The 20,576-nt window shown below is 65.6% G+C and carries 21 protein-coding genes; 4 read left to right on the top strand and 17 right to left on the bottom strand.

Features of this window, described 5'->3' with window-relative positions; all coding sequences use genetic code 11:
• Window positions 1-6: 6 nt before the first annotated feature.
• Together ACQY9S_RS15450 and ACQY9S_RS15445 are read right to left on the bottom strand one after the other, a co-directional pair.
• The gene (locus tag ACQY9S_RS15450) at window positions 7-798 is read right to left on the bottom strand and encodes a CbbQ/NirQ/NorQ/GpvN family protein (protein WP_428425773.1); all 792 of its coding nucleotides are present in this window, start codon (window positions 796-798) and stop codon (window positions 7-9) included.
• 48 nt (window positions 799-846) lie between these two features.
• Window positions 847-1,887 (bottom strand): aliphatic amidase, encoded by a 1,041-nt coding sequence (locus ACQY9S_RS15445; protein ID WP_428420774.1) that lies wholly within the window; start codon window positions 1,885-1,887, stop codon window positions 847-849.
• A gap of 57 nt (window positions 1,888-1,944) precedes the next feature.
• Between ACQY9S_RS15445 and ACQY9S_RS15440 the strand changes: the two genes are divergently transcribed.
• Window positions 1,945-2,937: an alpha/beta hydrolase gene (locus tag ACQY9S_RS15440; protein ID WP_428420772.1), complete on the top strand. Its 993-nt coding sequence runs from the start codon at window positions 1,945-1,947 to the stop codon at window positions 2,935-2,937.
• Between the two features lie 28 nt (window positions 2,938-2,965).
• On the opposite strand, the gene ACQY9S_RS15435 is transcribed toward ACQY9S_RS15440, so the two are convergent.
• On the bottom strand, window positions 2,966-3,445 hold the full coding sequence (locus ACQY9S_RS15435; protein ID WP_428420770.1) for an AraC family transcriptional regulator: 480 nt from the start codon (window positions 3,443-3,445) through the stop codon (window positions 2,966-2,968).
• A gap of 191 nt (window positions 3,446-3,636) precedes the next feature.
• On the opposite strand from ACQY9S_RS15435, the gene ACQY9S_RS15430 reads away from it, so the two are divergent.
• A complete protein-coding gene (locus tag ACQY9S_RS15430) occupies window positions 3,637-4,698 on the top strand; it encodes an RNA methyltransferase (protein ID WP_428420769.1) in 1,062 nt (353 codons plus the stop codon).
• A gap of 253 nt (window positions 4,699-4,951) precedes the next feature.
• Here the strand turns inward: ACQY9S_RS15430 and ACQY9S_RS15425 are convergent, their stop codons facing one another.
• The 7 genes from ACQY9S_RS15425 to ACQY9S_RS15395 all read right to left on the bottom strand — a co-directional run bounded on the left by ACQY9S_RS15425 (window position 4,952) and on the right by ACQY9S_RS15395 (window position 8,086).
• On the bottom strand, window positions 4,952-5,338 hold the full coding sequence (locus tag ACQY9S_RS15425) for a DUF6527 family protein (RefSeq protein WP_428420768.1): 387 nt from the start codon (window positions 5,336-5,338) through the stop codon (window positions 4,952-4,954).
• 28 nt (window positions 5,339-5,366) lie between these two features.
• Window positions 5,367-6,554 (bottom strand): ThiF family adenylyltransferase, encoded by a 1,188-nt coding sequence (locus ACQY9S_RS15420; RefSeq protein ID WP_428420767.1) that lies wholly within the window; start codon window positions 6,552-6,554, stop codon window positions 5,367-5,369.
• Window positions 6,529-6,783, bottom strand: a complete 255-nt coding sequence (locus ACQY9S_RS15415) for a multiubiquitin domain-containing protein (RefSeq protein WP_428420765.1) — start codon at window positions 6,781-6,783, stop codon at window positions 6,529-6,531. Before ACQY9S_RS15415 ends, ACQY9S_RS15420 begins: the two co-directional genes overlap by 26 nt.
• Window positions 6,784-6,913: 130 nt before the next feature.
• Entirely contained in the window at window positions 6,914-7,180 is a 267-nt protein-coding gene (locus ACQY9S_RS15410) for a hypothetical protein (protein ID WP_428420763.1), read from the bottom strand.
• Window positions 7,181-7,330: 150 nt separating this feature from the next.
• The gene (locus ACQY9S_RS15405; RefSeq protein WP_428420761.1) at window positions 7,331-7,612 is read right to left on the bottom strand and encodes a hypothetical protein; all 282 of its coding nucleotides are present in this window, start codon (window positions 7,610-7,612) and stop codon (window positions 7,331-7,333) included.
• 22 nt (window positions 7,613-7,634) lie between these two features.
• Window positions 7,635-7,856: a hypothetical protein gene (locus tag ACQY9S_RS15400; RefSeq protein WP_428420760.1), complete on the bottom strand. Its 222-nt coding sequence runs from the start codon at window positions 7,854-7,856 to the stop codon at window positions 7,635-7,637.
• Complete coding sequence (locus ACQY9S_RS15395; RefSeq protein ID WP_428420759.1) at window positions 7,853-8,086, bottom strand: DUF2188 domain-containing protein; 234 nt, start codon at window positions 8,084-8,086, stop codon at window positions 7,853-7,855. The genes ACQY9S_RS15400 and ACQY9S_RS15395 overlap by 4 nt, the downstream gene beginning before the upstream one ends.
• 87 nt (window positions 8,087-8,173) lie before the next feature.
• On the opposite strand from ACQY9S_RS15395, the gene ACQY9S_RS15390 reads away from it, so the two are divergent.
• Entirely contained in the window at window positions 8,174-9,241 is a 1,068-nt protein-coding gene (locus ACQY9S_RS15390; protein ID WP_428420757.1) for an ImmA/IrrE family metallo-endopeptidase, read from the top strand.
• A 6-nt stretch (window positions 9,242-9,247) separates the two neighbouring features.
• A complete protein-coding gene (locus ACQY9S_RS15385) occupies window positions 9,248-9,742 on the top strand; it encodes a hypothetical protein (protein ID WP_428420755.1) in 495 nt (164 codons plus the stop codon).
• Window positions 9,743-10,006: 264 nt separating this feature from the next.
• On the opposite strand, the gene ACQY9S_RS15380 is transcribed toward ACQY9S_RS15385, so the two are convergent.
• The 7 genes from ACQY9S_RS15380 to ACQY9S_RS15350 form a co-directional block, all read right to left on the bottom strand.
• Window positions 10,007-10,723 carry a M48 family metallopeptidase gene (locus tag ACQY9S_RS15380; protein WP_428420754.1) on the bottom strand — a complete coding sequence of 239 codons (717 nt, stop codon included), beginning with the start codon at window positions 10,721-10,723 and terminating at the stop codon, window positions 10,007-10,009.
• The gene (locus tag ACQY9S_RS15375; RefSeq protein WP_428420752.1) at window positions 10,723-13,824 is read right to left on the bottom strand and encodes a type I restriction endonuclease subunit R; all 3,102 of its coding nucleotides are present in this window, start codon (window positions 13,822-13,824) and stop codon (window positions 10,723-10,725) included. The genes ACQY9S_RS15380 and ACQY9S_RS15375 overlap by 1 nt, the downstream gene beginning before the upstream one ends.
• Window positions 13,821-15,698 (bottom strand): DUF262 domain-containing protein, encoded by a 1,878-nt coding sequence (locus ACQY9S_RS15370; RefSeq protein ID WP_428420751.1) that lies wholly within the window; start codon window positions 15,696-15,698, stop codon window positions 13,821-13,823. The genes ACQY9S_RS15375 and ACQY9S_RS15370 overlap by 4 nt, the downstream gene beginning before the upstream one ends.
• A complete protein-coding gene (locus tag ACQY9S_RS15365; protein WP_428420749.1) occupies window positions 15,695-16,822 on the bottom strand; it encodes a restriction endonuclease subunit S in 1,128 nt (375 codons plus the stop codon). The genes ACQY9S_RS15370 and ACQY9S_RS15365 overlap by 4 nt, the downstream gene beginning before the upstream one ends.
• Window positions 16,823-16,851: 29 nt before the next feature.
• The gene (locus ACQY9S_RS15360) at window positions 16,852-19,296 is read right to left on the bottom strand and encodes an N-6 DNA methylase (RefSeq protein ID WP_428420747.1); all 2,445 of its coding nucleotides are present in this window, start codon (window positions 19,294-19,296) and stop codon (window positions 16,852-16,854) included.
• An 11-nt stretch (window positions 19,297-19,307) separates the two neighbouring features.
• Entirely contained in the window at window positions 19,308-20,129 is an 822-nt protein-coding gene (locus ACQY9S_RS15355) for an NYN domain-containing protein (RefSeq protein ID WP_428420745.1), read from the bottom strand.
• A gap of 122 nt (window positions 20,130-20,251) precedes the next feature.
• The gene (locus ACQY9S_RS15350) at window positions 20,252-20,467 is read right to left on the bottom strand and encodes a hypothetical protein (RefSeq protein ID WP_428420743.1); all 216 of its coding nucleotides are present in this window, start codon (window positions 20,465-20,467) and stop codon (window positions 20,252-20,254) included.
• Between the last annotated feature and the right edge of the window lie 109 nt (window positions 20,468-20,576).

The raw sequence follows: 20,576 nt of genomic DNA, 5'->3' as shown, positions 1-20,576 counted from the left end.
GCGCGCTCAGAAACTCGCGTCCACCACGGCCCGCAGCGCGGCGGCGAGGTCGGGGTCGTCGGACAGCGGCGCCACCAGCGCCATGCGGCAGGCCGCGGCCGGCGCGGTGCCCGCGGCGATCAGCAGCGCGGCGCGCACCAGCATGCGGGTCGACGCACCTTCGTCCAGCCCCTGGCCCTGCAGCCGGCGCGTGCGCACGCCCAGCGCCACCAGGCTCGCGGCCAGCTCGGGCGCGAGGCCCGACTCGCGCGCCACGATCTCCACCTCCACCTCGGTGCCCGGGTAGTCGCAGTCCAGCGCGCAGAAGCGCTGCCGCGTCGACGCCTTCAGCTCGCGCACCGCGCCCGCCGGCCCGGGGTTGTAGGAGACGACGAGCTGGAAGTCGGGGTGCGCCTTCAGCAGCTCGTTGCGGCGGTCGATCGGCAGCAGCCGGCGCGTGTCGGTCAGCGGGTGGATCACGGCCAGTGTGTCGGCCCGCGCCTCCACCACCTCGTCGAGGTAGCAGATCGCGCCGTGGCGCACCGCCAGCGTCAGCGGGCCGTCCTGCCAGCGCGTGCCGTCGGCGTCGAGCAGGTGGCGGCCCACCAGGTCGCCCACGCTGGTGTCATCGTTGCAGGCCACCGTGATCAGCGGGCGCTGCAGCGCCCACGCCATGCGCTCCACCAGCCGCGTCTTGCCGCAGCCGGTGGGGCCCTTCAGCATCACCGGCAGGCGCTGCGCGCAGGCGGCGCTGAACAGCAGGAGCTCGTCGCCGACGCTGCGGTAGTAGGGCTCGGACGCGACGCGGTACGCGTCCATCACGAGGCCGGCGGGCGGGCGGGGCGTGGGCGCGAGCACGGCGCGGCTTCAGCGGTGGCCCACGCTGCTCTGGTTCGGCAGGCCCTCGATCGGCGCCTCGTCGGTACCGACCGTGCTGCGCGTGAAGCTCTCCACCCGCTCGCGCATCGCCTCCGGGTCGGCGATCCACTGCGCATAGAAGTCGTAGGGGCAGGCGGCCACGCCCTTGTCGCCCTCGCGCGAATTGATCATGCCGGTGTAGCCGCGGTGCAGCAGCTTGAACAGGTGGTTCTCGCTCTGGCCGTTGCGGCGGAAGTCGCGGATCAGGTGCTTGCTGAGCGCCGCGTACTGGATGCCCATTTCCTCCTCGCCGCACTCGCCCAGCGTGCGGCCGTCGAAGCCGATCAGCGCCGAGTGGCCGAAGTACGAGTACACGCCGTCGAAGCCGGCCGCATTGGCCACCGCCACGTAGCAGTTGTTCGCGAAGGCCATCGCCTTGCTGATGAGGATCTGCTGCTCCTTGGCCGGGTACATGTAGCCCTGGCAGCGCACGATCAGCTCCGCGCCCTTCATCGCGCAGTCGCGCCAGATCTCGGGGTAGTTGCCATCGTCGCAGATGATGAGGCTGACCTTCAGGCCCTTCGGCCCGTCGCTCACGTAGGTGCAGTTGCCCGGGTACCAGCCCTCGATGGGCACCCACGGCATGATCTTGCGGTACTTCTGGACGATCTCGCCCTGGTCGTTCATCAGGATCAGCGTGTTGTAGGGCGCCTTGTGCGGGTGCTCCTCGTGCTGCTCGCCGGTGAGCGAGAACACGCCCCAGACCTTGGCCTTGCGGCAGGCGGCGGCAAAGATCTCGGTCTCGGCGCCGGGCACCGTGGCCGCGTTGGCGTACATCTCGGCGCTGTCGTACATGATCCCGTGGGTGCTGTACTCCGGGAAGATCACCAGGTCCAGCCCCGGCAGGCCGGCCTTCATGCCGACCACCATGTTGGCGATCTGCTTCGCATTGGCCAGCACCTCGGCCTGGGTGTGCAGGCGCGGCATCTTGTAGTTGACGACCGCAACGCCCACGGTGTCCTTGCTGCTGGAGATGTCTCCGTGGATCATTGGGCACTCCCGGTACGGCTGATGAACGAACCCATTCTTCGGTGGCCCCCCCGCCCGGTGAATACGTTGATTGACGTAGAACGCGCGGCGCGCCGCATCGCCTGCCTGCTGGCGCTGCTGCTCGCGGCCGGGGCCTGCGGGGCCGGGCCGCTGCGCGAGCGCCTGGCCGGCCGCGCAACGGACGGCGCCGCGCAGGACCCGCTCGACGCCGATGAAGCGCCGCCTACCCCCGGCAGCCGCGCGCGCTGGCTGCCGCCGCAGGTGCAGGTGCTGCGCGACGTGAGCTACGGCGCCGACGAGCGCCAGCGCTTCGATGTGTACCGCCCCGCCCACGCGCACGGCGCAGCCACCGTCTTCATGGTGCACGGCGGCGGCTGGGCGCATGGCGACAAGACCATGGACTCGGTGGTGAAGCACAAGGTGGCGGCCTGGGTGCCGCGCGGCGTGGTGGTGGTGTCGGTGAACTACCGCATGCTGCCGCAGGCCGCGCCGCTGGAGCAGGCGCGCGACGTGGCCCGCGCACTGGCGCTCGCGCAGGCGCGCAGCGCCGAGTGGGGCGGCGACCCCGCGCGCTTCGTGCTCATGGGCCATTCGGCCGGCGCCCACCTGGTGGCGCTGCTCGATGCCGCGCCGGCCCTCGCGGCCGAGGCCGGCGCCACGCGCTGGCTCGGCAGCGTGCTGCTCGACAGCGCCGCGCTCGACGTGCCGGCGCTGATGCAGGCCCGCCACCTGCGGCTGTACGACCGCGCCTTCGGGCGCGAGCCGGCCGACTGGCGCGCCGCCTCGCCCTGGCACCGCCTGGCCGCGCGCGGCGCGCCGCTGCTGGCGGTGTGCTCCACCCGGCGCGACGAGGCCTGCCCGCAGGCGCGCCGCTATGTCGAGAAGGCGCAGTCGTTCGGCAGCCGCGCCAGCGTGCTGCCGCAGGACCTGTCGCACCGCGACATCAACCTGCAGCTCGGCGAGCCCGGCGCCTACAGCGGCGCGGTCGAGGCCTTCCTGCGCTCGCTGGACGACGGCCTGGCCGCCACGCTGGCCGCCGCGCCGCGCTGAGGGCCGGCAAGGCCGGGGCAGGCGCCGCCTACAGCGCGCGCAGGGGCACGCACAGCAGGCAGCTCATGTAGCCGGTTTTCGGGTCGATCTCCTGCGGCCGGTCGTACCACTCCACCGCGGGCCCGTCGGCGGCCTGCCAGCCGCTGCCGGGCAGCCACTCGCGGAACAGCCCCTGCCAGGCCGCCAGCAGCTCGGGGATGCTGGAGCCGCTGTAGCGCGCGCAGGCGTAGCGCCCGCCGGGCAGCACCTGCACGCCCACCTCGCCTTCGGGCTGGAAGCTCGCGTCCACCTCCACGCAGCTGTCGTAGCGGCATTGGTCGGGCGCGGTGAGCGTGGGGCGGTCCTGCCCCAGGCCCAGCACCTTGCGGCCCGGCTGGAACAGGCCGCGCTGCGCCGCCCACGGCGCGAAGCGCTGCCACATCTGCGAGATGCCGGGGCTGCCGTAGGGGCCCACGTGGCGCATGTAGGCCAGGCGGGTTTCGGGAAACTGCTCGATCGTCACGTCCATCGTCTTCTCCCCCGGTTGCTGGGCCCCGCCCAGGGCGGGCGCCGCAGGTGTGGCGGGGCTTCGTCGTCCTGGCTGGCCGGCATTGTGGCAAGCGGCATCGCGCGGCGGGCGGGGCAAGGGCAGTGCGCACCGGCCAGCTGCCTACACTCGCACCTGGCCCTCGCGGCCTGCACCTCACCCACCACCGCCCCATGCGCATCGACTCCATCCGCCAACGCCTGCGCGCGCTCGGCGCCCGGCCCGGCCACGAGCAGAGCGTGCTGCGCCACTGGGCCTGCGCGCTGCCGCAGCAGCGCCGCAGCGCGAGGGAAGACGTGCTGCCACTCGCGCTGCGCGAGGCCCTGCCGGCGCTGGAGGCCGAGCTGCAGGGCCTGGCGCGGCTGCGCTCCGAGCACCCGGCCGAAGACGGCTCGGCCCGCCTGCTGGTGGCGCTGGCCGACGGCCAGACGGTGGAGAGCGTGCGGCTGCCGCGCGACGGCTTGTGCGTGTCGACCCAGGTGGGCTGCGCGGTGGGCTGCGTGTTCTGCATGACCGGCCAGGGCGGCCTGCTGCGGCAGCTGGGCAGCGCCGAGATCGTGGCCCAGGTGGCGCTGGCGCGCAGCATCAGCAACAACGGCGGGCGTTCGGTGAAGAAGGTGGTGTTCATGGGCATGGGCGAGCCCGCGCACAACCTGGACAACGTGCTCGAGGCCATCGAGCTGCTGGGCACCGCAGGCGGCATCGGTCACAAGAACCTGGTGTTCTCCACCGTGGGCGACGAGCGCGTGTTCGAGCGCCTGCCGCAAGGTCCTGTGAAGCCCGCACTGGCGCTGTCTCTGCACACCACCAAGCCCGAGCTGCGCGCGCAACTGCTGCCGCGCGCCCCGCGCATCGCCCCCGAGGAGCTGGTGGCCCACGGCGAGCGCTACGCCCGCGCCACCGGCTACCCGGTGCAGTACCAGTGGACGCTGATCGACGGCGTGAACGACGGCGACGACGAGTTGGACGGCATCGTGCGCCTGCTGGCCGGCCGCTACGCGGTGATGAACCTCATCCCCTACAACACCGTGGACGGGCTGTCTTTCCAGCGCCCGGCCTGGGAGCGCGCGGTGGCGATGGCCGGCGCGTTGCACCGGCGGGGCGTGCTGACCAAGCTGAGAAGGTCAGCGGGGCAGGATGTGGAGGGGGGGTGTGGGCAGTTGAGGGCGAGGGCAGGCGGTGAAGGCGTGCGACGGATTGAGATCAGGCCGGTTCTCGGTGTGGGCGTGCTTTAGTCCGGCGCGGCGCTGGTTTGACTGCACGCGAGAAGATCGCTGTTGACGAGAGATAGTTGTCTGCCGTGAACTGCTCTTCGAGTCGGCGAAGTGAGTGACAGGTAAAGACTGGCGGCTGACGTCTGACCTACCGTCACGAACGTCTGCTGCTGACAAGAACTGCCGTTGACCTTCGCTCAATCCAATGACGCACCTTCTCTGAACGGGGCTGTCTATTGCCCGATAAGCCGCCGGGTGTCTTTGAGCGAGGTGATCAAAGACGGCGCACCAAGTCCTTAAGCCATTCCCAGACGCGCTGGCCGGCGGGTTTAACTTGCACTTGGCGTTGCAGCTCTCGCTCGGCAAAGTACGCCTTGCGCCGGCGCTGCTCTGCTCGACGCCCAGCTTCGACCTGTGCGACGGTCCAGTCGCCGTGCCACTCAACATCTCCGCGCCAGATCCAGTAGTGGGACCGGCAAGGCTGCTGCCAGTTGCCCACCGATGGGTTCAAGCTTGGACCCTCGTCCGCTTCCTCCAGCGTCCATTCAGTGGGGCCAAGCGGCGTTCGAATTTTCGCGCCGCAACCGCAAGCGCACAGATGTGCTGCCGTGCCGAACTCTTCGGAGGCATAAAGCACACCCGGCTCGAGGACCTTGGGCATGTGGTGAACACGCTCCAGTCGCAGCCGCTCAAGCCGCGGCATCGCTTGCAACCTTCAAATCGCGGATGTCGAATAGGAAGTTGTTGCCCTCCACACCATCGACGTAGAAGCCGCGCAGTTGCTTGAACCGCACCACGGCGATGGCGGCGTTGAGCGCGTTCAGCTCGGCAATCTGAATGTTCGTCCGGTAGATCCCTTCCGGCGCATCCTGCGTCTCCGCGTGACCAGCGGCGCGGAGTTCCGCTGCTCTGTCCGGAGGGTAGTACGTCGTGCGCAGCATGCCCTTGATAGGTCCGTCCTTCGACAGCGACGGTCCCATGCCAACGTCAATAAAGGGGATGCCTTTGGCCATGAGCATCTCGAAGACTTCAGCGCGCGAAGAGCCCTTGTCGACGCAGACGAATGCGAAAGTCACGCCATCGAGATCACTGGCCGAACTGCTGTCAAGCATCTTCGACCGCAGGACGAGACCGTGGCGGAAGTTGTCGTAGCGGTTGGCGTAGACCTCGGCCTTGGTCCGCCCCAGTTCCTCGACGACAAGTCGACCAGGCGAGCGATAGGCGTTGTGCACGTGGAAGGGATCGACGTCGAAGGCTCGAATCTCCTTCACCGGCGTCTTGACTACGAAGTCGAGAACGTAGCTGCCTGTGCCGCCGAGACCGATGATTGCAGCGACCTCGTCAGAAAATCTCCGGGACAACTCAGTGATCTCAGCTCGGCTGGTCAGCGTATCCTGAAACTTGAAGACAGACGGCTCTTGCTCGGCTTCTACGACCCGAAACGTGTACGGACTCGCGTCGCACTTCGACATCGCCGGGCCAGCGATCAGCGCGACGTAGCTCTCGATCTTGTCGAAGAAGTTTTCAAATTTTCCCGTGTCGCGCGGCTTGTTGGAGAAGGACCGCTGCACTACCACGTCCGCGCTGGTTTGGCCCAGGGCCAACTGATGCGGTCCACCAGCCAAGTTCGCAACGGGCGAGCCGTCCATGTTGTGCGGTACCCCGCCGCTGAAGTAGATCTGGTGATCATCCTGCACGACGCGAACCTCGTCGACGAACACCAGCTTGGCGACGAAGGCCGCCCACTGAAGCGACCCGGAGCCGTCGAGATAGGGAATGTCGCGAACGATCAAGTGCGCCCCGTCGACGGCTAGGGCATAGCCCTTTCCGGCAAGGCGACGAAGATCCTCGTTATGACTGGCCAGTCTCTGAAACACTGAACACCATCCCGTCCTTGACCTTCACCGACTCGCCCGGAGAAAGGATGCCCTCCGGCTTGTGGCCTTGCCCCCGGGTGTACTTGACCGAATAGCTGATGCCCGACGCGGGCGAGTAGTCCTGCACCTCCAGAGTGACGACCTGCGTAAACGAGATCTCCTCTTCCTTCGGCCACTCGTGTGGCGTGCCCTCAACGACGATCGTGACGGTCTTCGGTTCATGGGCCATGACGGCCTCCTTTCTGCAGTGCTCGCACTGATGAGCAGTTCTTGCTAGGCGCCCGCGAACAGCCGTTCGATCTGGACATGCTGCACAAGCGCGGATGTATACAGCCGTGACTGATAGCGGACAAAAGCTCTCAAATCAGCGGAAGTGACTTGGCCGTGAAGGCATCCCGGGTGAGGTGAGCAAGGTAGGCGGCGCCCGCGACGAGGCCGACCAATCGCGCCAGCCGCTGCCAGTCGTCTTCGGCTTCCCATTTGTACAGGCGATGCAGTCCGTACCCCAGGGCGGCGAACGCGGTGACGCTGTGAAAGAACTTTCGGTGGTTCGGATGTAGGGCCGGCTCAAGAACGTCTGGCAGCGATGGCAGACAGGCCGCTGCGGCGCCCATTGCGAACGGCATGGCGTCGACGGGGCGACCCTCACGGTCTCGCACTACAGCGCACGCGCACGCTACGGCGACAAAGTTGAATTGAGCGTGTTCGATTGCGCAAGCCATTGGTGGACTCCGGTAGGTAGCTTCAGACGATGGACAGGGGGAGCGTGGTCGCGGTCATAGGCTCAGAAGCCGCTTGCGGTCCTTGCGGTAGAGCTTCACGGCCAGCAGCAGGCATGACGCCAGCGAAGCCCAGGCTTCCTTGTCATACCGATGCCCGATCTGCTCGCGCACAACATCTGTCAGCGGCGCGAGCAAGCCTTGCAGTTCGATCTGCCCAACGAAATACTCGCCAGCCAGCATGAACCCCGCGAAGGAAACCAGCCCGAGCACGATCGCAAACTGGGTTCGAGGCGAGTACGCAAGAACGACGAGGAATTCAATCAACCAATCTTTCATGTTTGCTCCCTGCCCAGCCACTTCAGCGCTGAAGTGCGGCTTGCGCTGCGGCGATCGCTGCGTCGGAGCCTTGCAACTCCATGGAAGCAGGCCCACCACTAGCGCTCCGCTTGAAGCGCACAGTCACACCACCGTGGCGAAGCGCGGCAGCTTTTGCCTTCGACGCGAGGTCCTTCTCAATAACGGCAGTTGCCGCTTTGAGCAGGTCGTTGGCGGTCGGGCCTTTGACACTGATCTTGATCACTTGGTATCCCTCGGTGGGCAGGGGTCGTTGCCGTGGGTGTCGCGCGCACGGATGCGGCCGTCCTGACCATGGATGAGCAACTCGCCCTGCCCCTGACGAGCCATCTGGCGGCCGGCCTGTATCGCCTGGGCCTGGGTGTCGAACACTTGGCTGGCACGTTGCCCGCCCTCACGCAAAGTGCCCCATTGATCGCCGCGCTGCACGATGTGGACGTTGTTTCGGTTAGCCATGAGAAGCCTCCAGTGGGTTGACATGCAGAAGTTTACAAACGATAATATAAAAAGTCAATATGTAAACCAACCAAGTCGGAGAACTCGATGATCGGAAACCGACTGAAGCGAGCCCGGGAGGCCCTTGGCCTCTCCCTGCGCGACCTCGAAGGCGCCATCCATGGGCAGGTCTCTGCCCAGGCCATCGGCAAGTACGAGCGCGGCGAAATGATGCCGGGCTCGACGGTGCTGCTCGCCCTCGCCAAGGCACTGCACATCACGCCTGAGTTCCTGCTCAGCGAGCGCGAGGTCGAGCTCACGGGTGTGGACTTCCGCAAGGCGCCGCAGGCCGGCGTGAAGGAAGAGCGGGCGGTCGAGGCGTCCGTGCTTGATCAGGTGGAACGCTACCTGGAGCTTGAGGAACTACTGCCAGGTGTTGACGAAGCCTGGCAGGCACCGACGGGACGAGAGTTTGCGATCCATCGCGTCGAGGACGCGGAGCAGGCTGCAGATTCGCTGCGCAAGCTATGGTCGCTGGGCATCGATCCAATCCCCATCATGGCTGAGCTGTTGGAGGACAAAGGTGTCAAGGTCATCGCACTTGATCTGCCGGAAAGCGTCTCTGGCTCGAAGGCGTTCGTCCGCCGCCGGGAGCACGACGACGTACCGGTCATCGTGGTGAACCAACACCATAACGGTGAAAGACAGCGCTTCACGCTGGCGCACGAACTTGCGCACCTGGTGCTGCGCTTCAGTGATCTGAGCGATGCAGAACAAGAGAAGGCCGCCGATCGATTCGCCGGCGCGTTCCTGATGGCAAAGGACATGGTGCTGCGGCTGCTGGGCAGCCACCGCACGTCCATCTCGCTTGGCGAATTGGCAGAGCTGAAGAAACTGTTCAAGGTCAGCATCGCATCGTTGGTGGTGCGCTGCTCGCAGCTTGGCGTGTTGACGAAGGCCGCCTACGGTCGCCTCTGGGCGCAGATCAGGGGCCTGGGGTGGAACGGGCCGGCCTCTACCGAGCCGAACGCACTGCCGCCCGAGGTGCCACTGCGCATGGAGCGCATGTGCATGCGTGCAGTCGCTGAAGGTGCGATATCCGAAGCCAAGGCGGCCGAACTCCTCAGCATCAGCGTGCGGGAACTGGATCGCCGGCTGATGGGGCAAGCCGCCTGATAGACCATGATCATCCTGGTCTCGGACACGTCCATCCTGATCGACCTGGAGCGAGGCGGGCTGCTGGAGGCCGCTTTTTCCTGCGGGCTGACCATGGTGGTGCCAGACCTGCTCTACGAGCGTGAACTCGAGCCCGAAAATGGACCCCTGCTCCGCAAGCTGGGCCTGGGGGTCGTCTCGCTGACACCGGAAGAGGTGGGATTCGCGCAGCAACTTCGCGCCGAACGAAAGGCACTTTCCCTGCCCGACTGCTTCGCGCTCAGCTGCGCTACGCGTGCGAATCACGCGCTCGTCACGGGGGACAAGATCCTGCGCGCCGAGGCCGCTGCCCGTCTTGGTACCGTGTATGGGCTGCTCTGGATCCTAGACCAGATGGCTGCGTCCAGAAGTGTTGCCACCACGATCTTGTACGAGGGCTTGGCACGTATTTCATCCCATCCTCGATGCCGACTTCCACATGGCGAGGTGCGCACGCGACTGGATGCGTGGGCGCGCTCATAGGTTGGGAGCCCGACACCAGGTCTTTGCACAATGGCAGGCTCTGTAGCGCCTAAGCTCCGTTGCTCATTTCAATGCCGCCTCAATGACTTTGCGTGACGCTTTGATCTCGCGAGCGGCCGTGGTCTGTGCCGCCGCAAGTGCCAGCTATCGCTGCCGAACCGACGTTTGCAGTGCTATCACGACCAGCCGAGCTGGATCGTCTGTGGGGACTGCGAGACAGGCGCCGGAGGCTAGCTTCAGATGTAGGCTTGCTGGTCAGGACATTCACTTTGCCCAGGCTTCCGATCCGAGGGGCAACGAATTCAGCTCCGTCCGCGATTCACGCCACTGAGGCCAGTGGCGATCCAGCATCGCTAGGAAGCGCTCGTTATGGCTGGGCTCTAGTAGATGGACCATCTCGTGCACCACCACATACTCCAGCAGGTCCTTTGGCTTCTTCACCAGCTCCGTGTTGAGCCGGATGTGATGCTTACGCGGGTTGCAGCTGCCCCACTTGGTCTTCATTCGCTGCAGGAAGTAGCCCGATACGCGAACACCGAGCTTGCTTTGCCATTTGTTGATCAACCCTGGCACGACCGCGTGTAACTGCGCCTTGTGCCACTCATGCATGACCTCTGCGCGCTTTTGTGCTGACGATCCCGGCCGCACTTTCAGCGTCATGCGTCGGTGGCCGAGCAGCACTAGCGGCTTCTCATTGACCTCGGCAACTGACATCAGATACCGCCGCCCCCATAGGTAGTGACTCTCGCGCTCGACGAACTGGCGCGGCGCCTCGCGCGCCTGCGCGTTCAGCTTCACCCGCTGTTCGCGGATCCAGCCCAGCTTCGTGATCGCGTAGGCCCGCGCAACCTCCGTTCGCGTCGCATGCGGCGCCACCAGCGTTACGCGCCCCGTCGGCGGGTGCACGGTCAGGTGCACATGCTTGACGTCCTTGCGCGTCAGCGCGACGAGCACGTCGCCCAGCTCAATGGTCTCTTGCATCAGTAGCCCGGCTGGTTTTTGATGATGTCGAAGAGTGCCTGGGTCGCTTCCCGGTCCCTATCCAGCAGCGGGAAGATCGCGTTCTGCACCGTCCGCTCCCGCGTCTCGTCGCCCTTCCAGCCGGCCGGCGCACGTTCGCGCACTGCGAGATCGATCTTTAGTGCCAGGGCGGCACGATGCTCTTCGTCGGTGGGGTACTTGAAGGTCTTGGCCGGGATCGAGTCGAGGTTGTTGTAGATCGTTGCGGCCTTGGTGTTGCCGTGCAACGAGGCGGGAACTCCAACCCCCGGCTGCTTCTCGGCCAGCTTCCTCACCAGTTCCTCGGCCTTGCGCAGGAACTCCTCGTACGCCTCCGCGTCCGTGCGGCTCTGCGCGATCAGGTCGTCCAGCAGCTTGGACATCTGTTCGTAGAACTTCGGGTCGGTCAGCTGGTCTCGGATGATCGTCTTGCGGACGTTGTTGATGATCCCTTCGGCGACCGCCTTCTTCGACAGCTTGCCCTGTTCGTTGAGTTTCTTGGCGATGGCGTCGTGGATGCCCGTCTGCACGATCAGCTCGGTCAGCGACAACGCGCCCAGGTCACCCAGGTTCGCCGCCGCATCGGCCTGCACGTAGGTGTTGAGCAGGTGTCGCATGTCAGCTTCGAAAGGCTTGATGTCCAGCTCCTCACCTGCATGCTTCTTGATCGAGGCCCGGATGCCGGCATAGAACTCGACCTCGCCCTTGATCGCCGCGGCCTCGGCGTCCGAGTAGCACGCCTCGGTCAAGTGTGTGGCGATGTTGGCGTAGGCCCGCACAAAGAGCGCCACCGCCTTGTAGAACGAGATGCGCAACGCCTCGGTCGCGTCCAGCGCGCCCGGGTCGGCTGCATCGCCGCAGAAGTAGCGCAGGAACTGCTCTACGTCCCGCGGCGACGGCACCGGCTCGCACAGGTAGTGCAAGGCCTGCCGCGCATCGTCCAGCTGCGCCTTGCCCTCCACCAGCCAGTTCTTCAACTCGACGTTGTTGCCACCATCACCTTTGTCGCCGCCTTCGTCGATGTCCAGTTCGTCGGAGCTGTACACGGCGATAGCCTGCTGCACGTCGCCGAACAGCTCCTTGAAGTCGACGATGTGGCCGTAGTCCTTGTCGGCGCCGTCCAGTCGGTTGGTGCGGCAGATGGCCTGGAACAGGTTGTGGTCGCGCAGCTCGTTGTCCAGGTAGATGTAGGTGCAGCTCGGCGCGTCAAAGCCGGTGAGCAGCTTGCTCACCACGATCAGCAGCTTCATGTTCGCCGGCTCATCCTTGAAGCGGCGCTTGGTCTCGTCCTCGTACTGCTTCGTCGTCTGCCCAGACTTCAGCACATGCTGGGTGTAGGTGTCGAACTTGTAGCGCTCGTCGCTGTTCGGCGGCTCGCGCGAGATGGCGTTGTGGTTCGGTTCGTACGAGGTGATGACGCCGCAGTAGGGGCCGAAGCTCGTGTTCTGAAACAGCCGGAAGTAGTGGCATGCGTCGTAGATTGACGCCGCCACCAGGATGGCCGTGCCGCGGTTGTTATCCAGCCGGGGTTTCAGGCTGAAGTCTTCGATGATGTTCGCGATGATGCGTTGCTTGCGCTCGCCGGCGCTCATCAGCTTTTCCAGCGTGGCCCAGCGGCCGCGCAGCACCGACTTCTGGTAGCGGTTCAGGTTCTTCGTCTTCTGCTCGAACCAGGCGTCGATCTTCTCCGGCGTCAGCAGTTGCTGTGGCACATCGCGCGCCTCGTACTTCAGGTCCAGCACCACCTTGTCGGCCACGGCCTGGTGGAACTTGTAGGTGTGGATGTAGGTGCCGAACACGTCGCGCGTCATCTGCTTGTCGCGGCGTAGCAGCGGCGTGCCGGTGAAGCCGATGAACACCGCGCCTTCCAGCCAGCGCTTCATCTGCTTGTTCATGTCGCCACCCTGGGTGCGGTGGCATTCGTCGACGAAGACGTAGAAGCGGCCCTGCACGCGCGGCGCCGCGCCGGTCAAGTCGGGCTCGAACTTGTGGAGCAGCGCGCACAGCAGGCGCGGCGTGGTGGCGGCCAGCTTCTGCGCGAACTCGGCGCGCGAGGTGATGCGCGGCGAGGGCGAGTCGGTGCCGATGACGCCCGCGTTGCGCATCACGCCCTCGATCTGCTTGTCCAGCTCGTCGCGGTCGGTGATGACGAGGATGCGCGCGTCCGGGTCGTGCTCCAGCAGCCATTTGGCGATCAGCACCATCAGGATGCTCTTGCCGCTGCCCTGGGTGTGCCAGATCACGCCGCCCTCGCGGCGCGCCATGCGCTCCTGCGCGGCCTTGACGCCGAAGAACTGGTGCTGGCGCGGCACCTTCTTCTGGCCCGCGTCGAAAATGATGAAGTTACGGATCAGGTCCAGCAGCCGCGCCTTGCTGCACAGCTGCGTCAGCGGCCGGTCCAGCAGCACGCCGGGCACCACGTCGGCGGCCGCGGGGTCCTCGTCCTTCCACTCGACGAAGAACTGCTCCGGCGTCCCAGTGGTGCCGTAGCGCAGCCCTTGCGAATCGCTGCCAGCCAGCACCAGCTGCACGGTGCTGAAGTAGCCCTTGTTGAAGATCTCTTCCTGGTTGGTGATGAGCTGGCGCACGCCGTCGGCCAGCTCCACCGAGCTGCGCTTGAGCTCGATCACCGCGATGGCCATGCCGTTCAGGTACAGCACGATGTCGGGCCGTCGCTGGTAGCCGCCTTTCAGCGTCACCTCTTCGGCCAGCGCGAAGTCGTTGGCCTCTGGGTTCGCCCAGTCCACCAGGTGCACCGTCTCGTGCGCCTGCCCGGCCGCCGTCTGCACCGGCACGCCGTAACGCAGCAGTTGATAGGTGCGCAGATTGGCCGCGTACAGCGTGATGCCGGTGGAATCGGCCGCCGTCTCCAGCTTCTGCAGCGCCGCGCCGATCTGCGCCGGCGTGTAGCCGCGGGCGGCGAGGTTGTCGCGCAGCAGCGCGGTCTCGATGCCGCGGTTGTGCTCGCGCTGATGCCAGTCGCCCAGCGCGCGGTAACCCAGTCCGCCAGCCGAAGCTGGTGCCGTGAAGCGCTGGACGGCGCGGTTCTGCGTCACCCGTTCGGGGCGGAGTGGCTGGGTCATGCGGCGGCTTCCTGCAATCGTTGTGGCGACCAAACCATCTCCACCAGCGCAGCGACCAGGTCTCGCCGCTCCAACTGCTGTTCCTTGGTGAAGGTCTCGAATGGCTTGAACGGCAGCTGGCGCGCTGCCGCAAACTGCTGGAACTGCGGCTGGTGCACGTAGGCGCTGGTGTCCAGGCTGGCGGCATAGAAATTCTGCTTGGCGTAGTGCATCCGCTTCTGGTCGAAGGGCTTGGCCTGTAGGCTGCGGTTCACGTCGGCCGGCAGCAGCAGCAGCAGCAGCGAAGCGACGTGATTGCGCCACTCCACGAACTCGGCCTCGGTAGCGAACAGCGTCTTCACCGCCTCGAAATCGTCGGCCCAGATGTGCTCGATGTCGAAGGGGTTCTTCACCTCACGGTTCACCAGCTTGTCGATGGACTCCGTGCGCCCGGCGCCGGTCTCGGTGGCCTCGGTGATGCGCGCCAGCAGGTGGTAGATGTAGCGCCGGCTGAACTGGTTCAAGCCCAGCCCCTGGATGCCCGTGCGCCCCTTGGCCGCGCTGCCGGCGAAGGTCACCTCGTCATCGGCCAGCTTCTGCTGCAGGATGGGCACCAGCTCTGGCAGCGGCTTGCGCCGGATGTCGCGGCACAGCAGCCACATCGCGTACGACACGCTGGAATAGCCCACCCGGATGTAGTTCACCGCCCGGCGAATTAGCCAGATGTCCAGGTAGGTGGCGGTCACCGCCATCTTGCGGCGCACGGTCTCGTCGTCGTCGGTCTCCACCAGCGGCGCCAGCAGCACTGTGCTCTGCCAGGTGAAGTCGTTGTGGGCGTTGTAGTACACGGCCTGCAGGCCCGGCGTGTAGTGCCTGCTGGCCTGCAGCACGCGCCGGTAGGCCTTGGCGAAGAACGGAAAACTTTCAGCCATCAGCTTCTGGTTGGCCTGCGCCTTGCCCAGGCCCAGGTGCGCGCTGTGGTCGCGCACCCAGCGGTGGAACACCGAGCCGATCAGTTCCCAGTCCTTGTCCACCGCGCCGGCCTTGCGCTCGCGCGTGCTGTCGGCGTACTGCGCGCGCAACCAGGCCTTGATGCAGTTGGCGTCGCGCTCGGGCTCGTGGCTGCCGCCCCAGGAGATCAACTCCAGCACCTGCTGCTTCCAGGTCTGGTTGACCTGGGTGCGGGCCTGCGGCTCTTCGATGGGCGCCAGCAGGTAGGCCTTGAGCATGTCCACCGGGCTCAGCGGCTTGCCCCGGTCGTTCATGGTCTCGAAGATGGCGTAGGCGTAGCTGTCGTTGTCGGTGGAAATCTCGATCAGGCCCACCTGCGTCAGCAGCCAGTAGATGAAGTGCGGCAGTGCAGGGCCCAGCTCGGCCATCAGGTCGTTGGCCTCGATGTCGCCGTAGCGGGCGTACATCGTCTGGATGGACTCGTCCTTGCCATCCGGGCTGAAGGCCTGGCCCTCGAACAGCGCTTTGATGACCGGCAGCCGCTCGGGGATGTCGAGGTTGAACTTGGGCTGACCCAGGTTGTCGCTGAAGATGAGTGGGGCCAGGGTCTGCACCACCGGCAGGGCCTGCACCTTGGCGGCGCGGTACAGGCAGATCAGAAGCAGCGTCAGCGAGGTCACCCGCTGCTGGCCGTCGATCAGGTAGTTCTTGCCGTTGCGCTTGCTGACGATGATGGAGCCGAGGAAATACTCGCCGTAGCCGCTGACCGCAGGCGTCTCTTCGCCGGGCTTGTAGTGGCTGAAGAACTTGGCCTGCAGATCGGACAGCAGCTCGTCGATGTTCTCCTTCTCCCACTTGTACTCGCGCTGGTACTCGTCGATGGAGAACGACTGGCTTTGCAGAAGCTGCTGCACGTTGCGGTAGTGCGGGGTGATGGCGCTCATACCAAGCGGGTTCTTCCGGTCAGGAGTTCTTGCATCATCCCCTGCTTGAGCGCGCGGGTCTTGTCGCGGCGGGCTTCGAGGGCGGTGAGTTCGGCGTCCATGTCGGAGAGCACGCTGGCGATTGCGGTCTGTTCATCTGCCGAGATTGACAACTTCACTTTGAAGGCGGTCAAGGCGGTCTTTTGTACGTTCGGCAATCCGGATCCCACGCGAAGCGCCATGATGGCAGGCTGCTGTGCCTTGAGCGCTTGGTAAAGAAAGCGGTTGTCGATCGAGTTCGGAATCACCGAGTAGCAGTGTCCGCCGCACCAGTACGGTTGTTCCATGAACTGCACATGACCGCAGGAGTTGCCGCCCTCGCTGATCGCGATGGTGTGCCCTTTGGAATTCCACTTGGTCGTGTACCCGGACGGGGTTGTGCCACCGTTCAGGTGGGCGAACTGGCCGGCATCGTCTAACTCGCTGCTACGCAACTGAGTTCCTTTCGAAACTGCCGCAAGTTCGCCGAGGAGCCTTACCGTCCAATCGGAGTGAAAACCCGGAAGCCGGGTCTGGCCGGTGAGGAGTTGCTGCATGGCGGCCTGCTTGAGGTCGCGCTTCTTGGCGATGAGGCGGTCCAGCCCGTCCAACAGCGAGTCGACATCACTCAGTGCCTCAGCGATGGCACCTTGCTCGGGAAGCGGTGGCAGCGGCAGATGCACCTTCACCAAGTCGGATTTCTTGACGTGAACGAATGACGCCTTGAACCCGTGAGCTTGCTTCGCGATGTCCGCTTCTACTCGCGCGAAGACCACCAAAGAAAACGGCAGCGTGATCTGTCGCTCGTCGATGGCGACCTTGAATATGTGCTGGTTCAAGACTCCCGACGGGCCTGCCCAAACACGTGCCCCGAAGGATGAGCCGATCGTTCCGGACCAAGCGAACAGAAGATCGCCCGGCTCGACTCGGTTCCTTTCGGCGACTGGAGCTTGCGAGAAGTTAAACGGCGCCGAGGGGTCGTTTAGATTCTGGATTCGGACAATCGGCGTGCCGCTCCGCTTCCAGTCCTCGGGCTTGAAGGCGCAGCCGTTGACTAACCGAAACGTCTGTCCGATCGAGCGGACTGCCCAGTCATCTGGAATCACGCCCACCTCAGTGAGCTTGTATCCCGGCCTCAATTCCACACCGCCCCCATCTTCGCTAGGTGGCGACCGACCTTGGCTGCCAGTGCCGCCACCTTGTCAGTGAGCTGCGGCAACGGTGTCGCGTAGCGCTCGGCCAGCTCACGGATGCGGCCGGTCAGCGTCTGCGACGCACGGTCGAGTTCGTCCCGCACGGTCGCCGCCAGCGTGGCCATCCACTTATCGTCGATCACCAGCGACTGAATATCCGCCTTGGTCAGCTTTGGGTACTTCGCGTAGGCCAGCGTGTCGAGTGCGGCCTCAGCGTCCTTGATCTGCTTCTTCAGCGCGGCGATGCCGTTACCCAGGTCCAGCCACTGCTTCAGTAACTTCAACTCGTCGGCGCCGTCGCGGTCGCTGCCGATCTCGCGTATGCGCTCCTTCACCGCCACGGCAGTGATGCTGTCGTAACCCGCGAAGATGCCCTCGTCGCCACCTTGCTCTTCCTCCAACTCGGTCTGGCTGGCCATCGCCGCGTCCAGTTCGGCCTGCAGCGCGTCGAGAGCGGCCTGTTCCGTGGCGAAGTAGCGGGCGAGGATCAAGGGCTTCGGGATCAGCTCGCAGGTCCAGCCGCGGTCCTTGGTCTTGCCCTTTTTGTCGGTCTCCAGGATGCGGCTGGTCTTGGCCACCCAACCGTCGGCGGCGATGAGGTAGGCGTCGTCCTGCATCGTGGCGGCCCAGTAGTCCATCAGGTGCTGGTAGACGTCGTAGGCGTCGATCAGCGGCACGTCGGCGAAGGCGGTCAGCAGCTCTTCGGCCAGCGTCTCGATCATTGCCTTCGGGTGGCCGCCGGCGCCGAAGGCTTGCAGGCGCTTCGTGGCTGCGGCGCGCCAGTCGGCAAAGCGCTGCGTGGCCTTCTCGTTGAAGGCCTGGAACTCGGCATGGCCCAGGATGGCGGCCTTCAGGTCGGGCAGCGGCAGCTTCAACTGCAAATAGCTGCCGGGGCCGGCCGAGCCGAAGAAGCCACTGCGCACGCCGGGCAGCACCTGCCAGTAGGGCGCCAGCGGGCTGGCTGGGTCGTCAAGGTCGCGCGCCGGGATGCCGCCGCGCAGGTGGGCGGTGATGTCGTGCAGGTCTTCGGGGTCGCTGCTGTCGATGTAGCGCGGCAGGTTGAGGTTGAAGTCGTTCTTCGCATCGGCAATCTCGGCCAGCGGCACCCGTCGGGCGTAGCGCGGCACGTCGGCCTGGCGCTGGAAGGTGTCGACGATGCGGTGGATGTCCTGCTCGCGCAGGCGGTTCTTGTTGCCGTCCTTGATGTAGCCCTTGCTGGCGTCGACCATATAGATGCCGGTGCCCGCGGCCGCGCGTGCCGCAGCGCCGGCCTTGTCCAGTACCAGGATGCAGGCGGGGATGCCAGTGCCGTAGAACAGGTTGGCCGGCAGGCCGACGACGCCCTTCAGGACGCCCGAGCGCACCAGCTGCTTGCGGATGGTGGCCTCGGCGTTGCCGCGAAAGAGCACGCCGTGCGGCAGGATGCAGGCGCCCTGGGCTGTGCCCTTCATCGACCGGATGATGTGCAGCAGGAAGGCGTAGTCGCCCTGCTTGGCCGGCGGCTCGCCCCAGGCGAAGCGCTGCCAGGGGTCGGTGGCCGGGGTCAGGCCAGTGCTCCAGGTCTTTACCGAGAACGGCGGGTTGGCCACCACGTAGTCGTAGGTGCGCAGCTGCTGGCCGTCCTTGAACTTCGGGTCGGCCAGCGTGTTGCCCGTCAGGATGCTGGCCGTCGGGAAGTCGTGCAGGATCATGTTCATGCGCGCCAGGCCGGCGGTGGTCACGTCCATCTCCTGGCCTTCCAGGGTGATGTGCGTGCCGGCCTGGGCCGCCACCTTCAGCAGCAGCGAGCCTGAGCCGCAGGTAGGGTCGTAAGCCGTGGTCGAGGCCTTGGCGTTGTGCGGCCCGATGCCCAGCACCTTGGCGATGACGCGGCTGACTTCACTCGGCGTGTAGAACTGGCCCTTGCTCTTGCCACTTTCGGTGGCGAAGTGGCGCATCAGGTATTCGTAGGCGTCGCCCAGGATGTCGTCGTTCTCGGCGCGGTTGTCCGAGAAGTCGAGCTCGGGTTTCTGGAAGATGCCGATCAGGTTGGACAGGCGCTCGACCATTGCCGAGCCTTCGCCCAGTTTGTTGGGGTCGTTGAAGTCGGGGAAGTCGCTGCGCGCCAGGCGGGTATTGGCGTCGATCAGCGGCTGGATGACCTGGGTGTTGATCTTGTCGCCGATGTCAGCCTTGCCCTTCAGCGCCACCATGTCCTGGAAGCTGGCGCCCTTGGGGATGACCACGGGCGGGGCGAAGTCATCGCTGTGGCCGTATTTGTCGCTGATGTACTTGATGAACAGCATGAACAGGACGTAGTCCTTGTATTGGCTGGCATCCATGCCGCCGCGCAGTTCGTCGCAGCTGGCCCAGAGGGAGGAATAGAGGTCGGATTTCTTGATGGCCATCGGCGGGCGGGTCAGTCGGTGTTCAATGCACTTGAGTTGGTAGCCGCGGCGGCCTCTGTCTGCGGCGCCAGTCTTACGGTCCAGTAGTTGCCGGCTTCCTGCTGCACGGTCAACAGGTCGTAGGTCCGCAGCATATCCAGCAGGCCGGAGTGGCCGTAGGTCTGTGGCGAGAACGCCGGGTCGGTGCGTTTGAGGTATTGCCCAAGGGGTCCGAGGTGAACCTTGCCCTCGGCAGTGTCGGCCGCCATCAGCTTGACGGCTTCCACCACCATCAGCGGCCGGCGCTTCGGCGCAGGCTTGGTGGCGTCGGGCTTGGGCGCTGCCGGCTTGGTGTCGGCATGCTTTTGCGCCGGTGCCGCGCCATTGGGGGCTGGTTCGGGCGTGCCGGTGGGCTTCACCCACTCAAAGAACTGGTCGCTGGCGTTGCGTAGCGCGTCCGGAGTCTTCGCTTCGCCGACGATGTGCACCGTGGCGCCGCGTTCGTGCAACTTGCGGCAAAGGTAGGCGAAGTCGGAGTCGCTGGTGACCAGGCAGAAGGTGTCGGCCCGGTTGTCGAACAGCGCCTCCACGGCATCCAGGGCGAGGGCAATGTCGGAAGTGTTCTTGCCCGAGGCATATTGGTACTGCAGGCAGGGCGTGAAGGCCAGGCGGACCAGCGCCTCCTGCCACTTGTTGGCCAAGGTGGCGTGGTTGCCGTAGCCGCGGCGGAGCACGACGCGGCCGAACTGTGCGACGACCCGGAGGGCGTGTTCGAGGATCTCTGGGCTCGTGTTGTCGCAATCCACCAGAACGGCGACGTGAGCTTCGACTTGAGTGGCGGGTCGGGCGGACATGGATCTCCCTGTTTCTTGCCATCGTACGTTCAGCTGCGCCAGTGCGTCCCCGCCCACGCCTCCGTCCTCCGGGCGTGGCCTCGCCGACGCGCCCCTTCAGGCGTCCACCCGCCTCGGCCTCCTCACCGCCCGCACCTTCCCACTCGCCTCCAGCCGCAATACAGCAGCCTGGCCCCGTCGGACTCCAGCCCGCTCACGCCGGTGCCGGCGGGCATCTCCAGCCGCTCCAGCACGTCGCCGCTGGCCGGGTCGATGCGGCGCAGTTGGATCTTGCGGTCCAGGTACTGCCCCACCAACAGGCTGCCCTCGGCCCAGGTGAGCCCCAAGGTCTGGATCATCGGAGTCGAAAGTGACCTCAGCCTTTAGCAACCTCATCGGGCTGGGCAAGCCTTCAAAGGAAGGCGACCTGAACGTCGACGATCGGGAGCCCTCATCTCCTCGCTGAAG

The organism is Methylibium sp., from assembly GCF_965279545.1.
In the GTDB taxonomy this organism is placed as follows: Bacteria; Pseudomonadota; Gammaproteobacteria; order Burkholderiales; family Burkholderiaceae_C; genus Methylibium.
The sequence above is the reverse complement of the archived record's forward strand: the minus strand, read 5'-3'. Positions and strand labels throughout refer to the sequence as shown.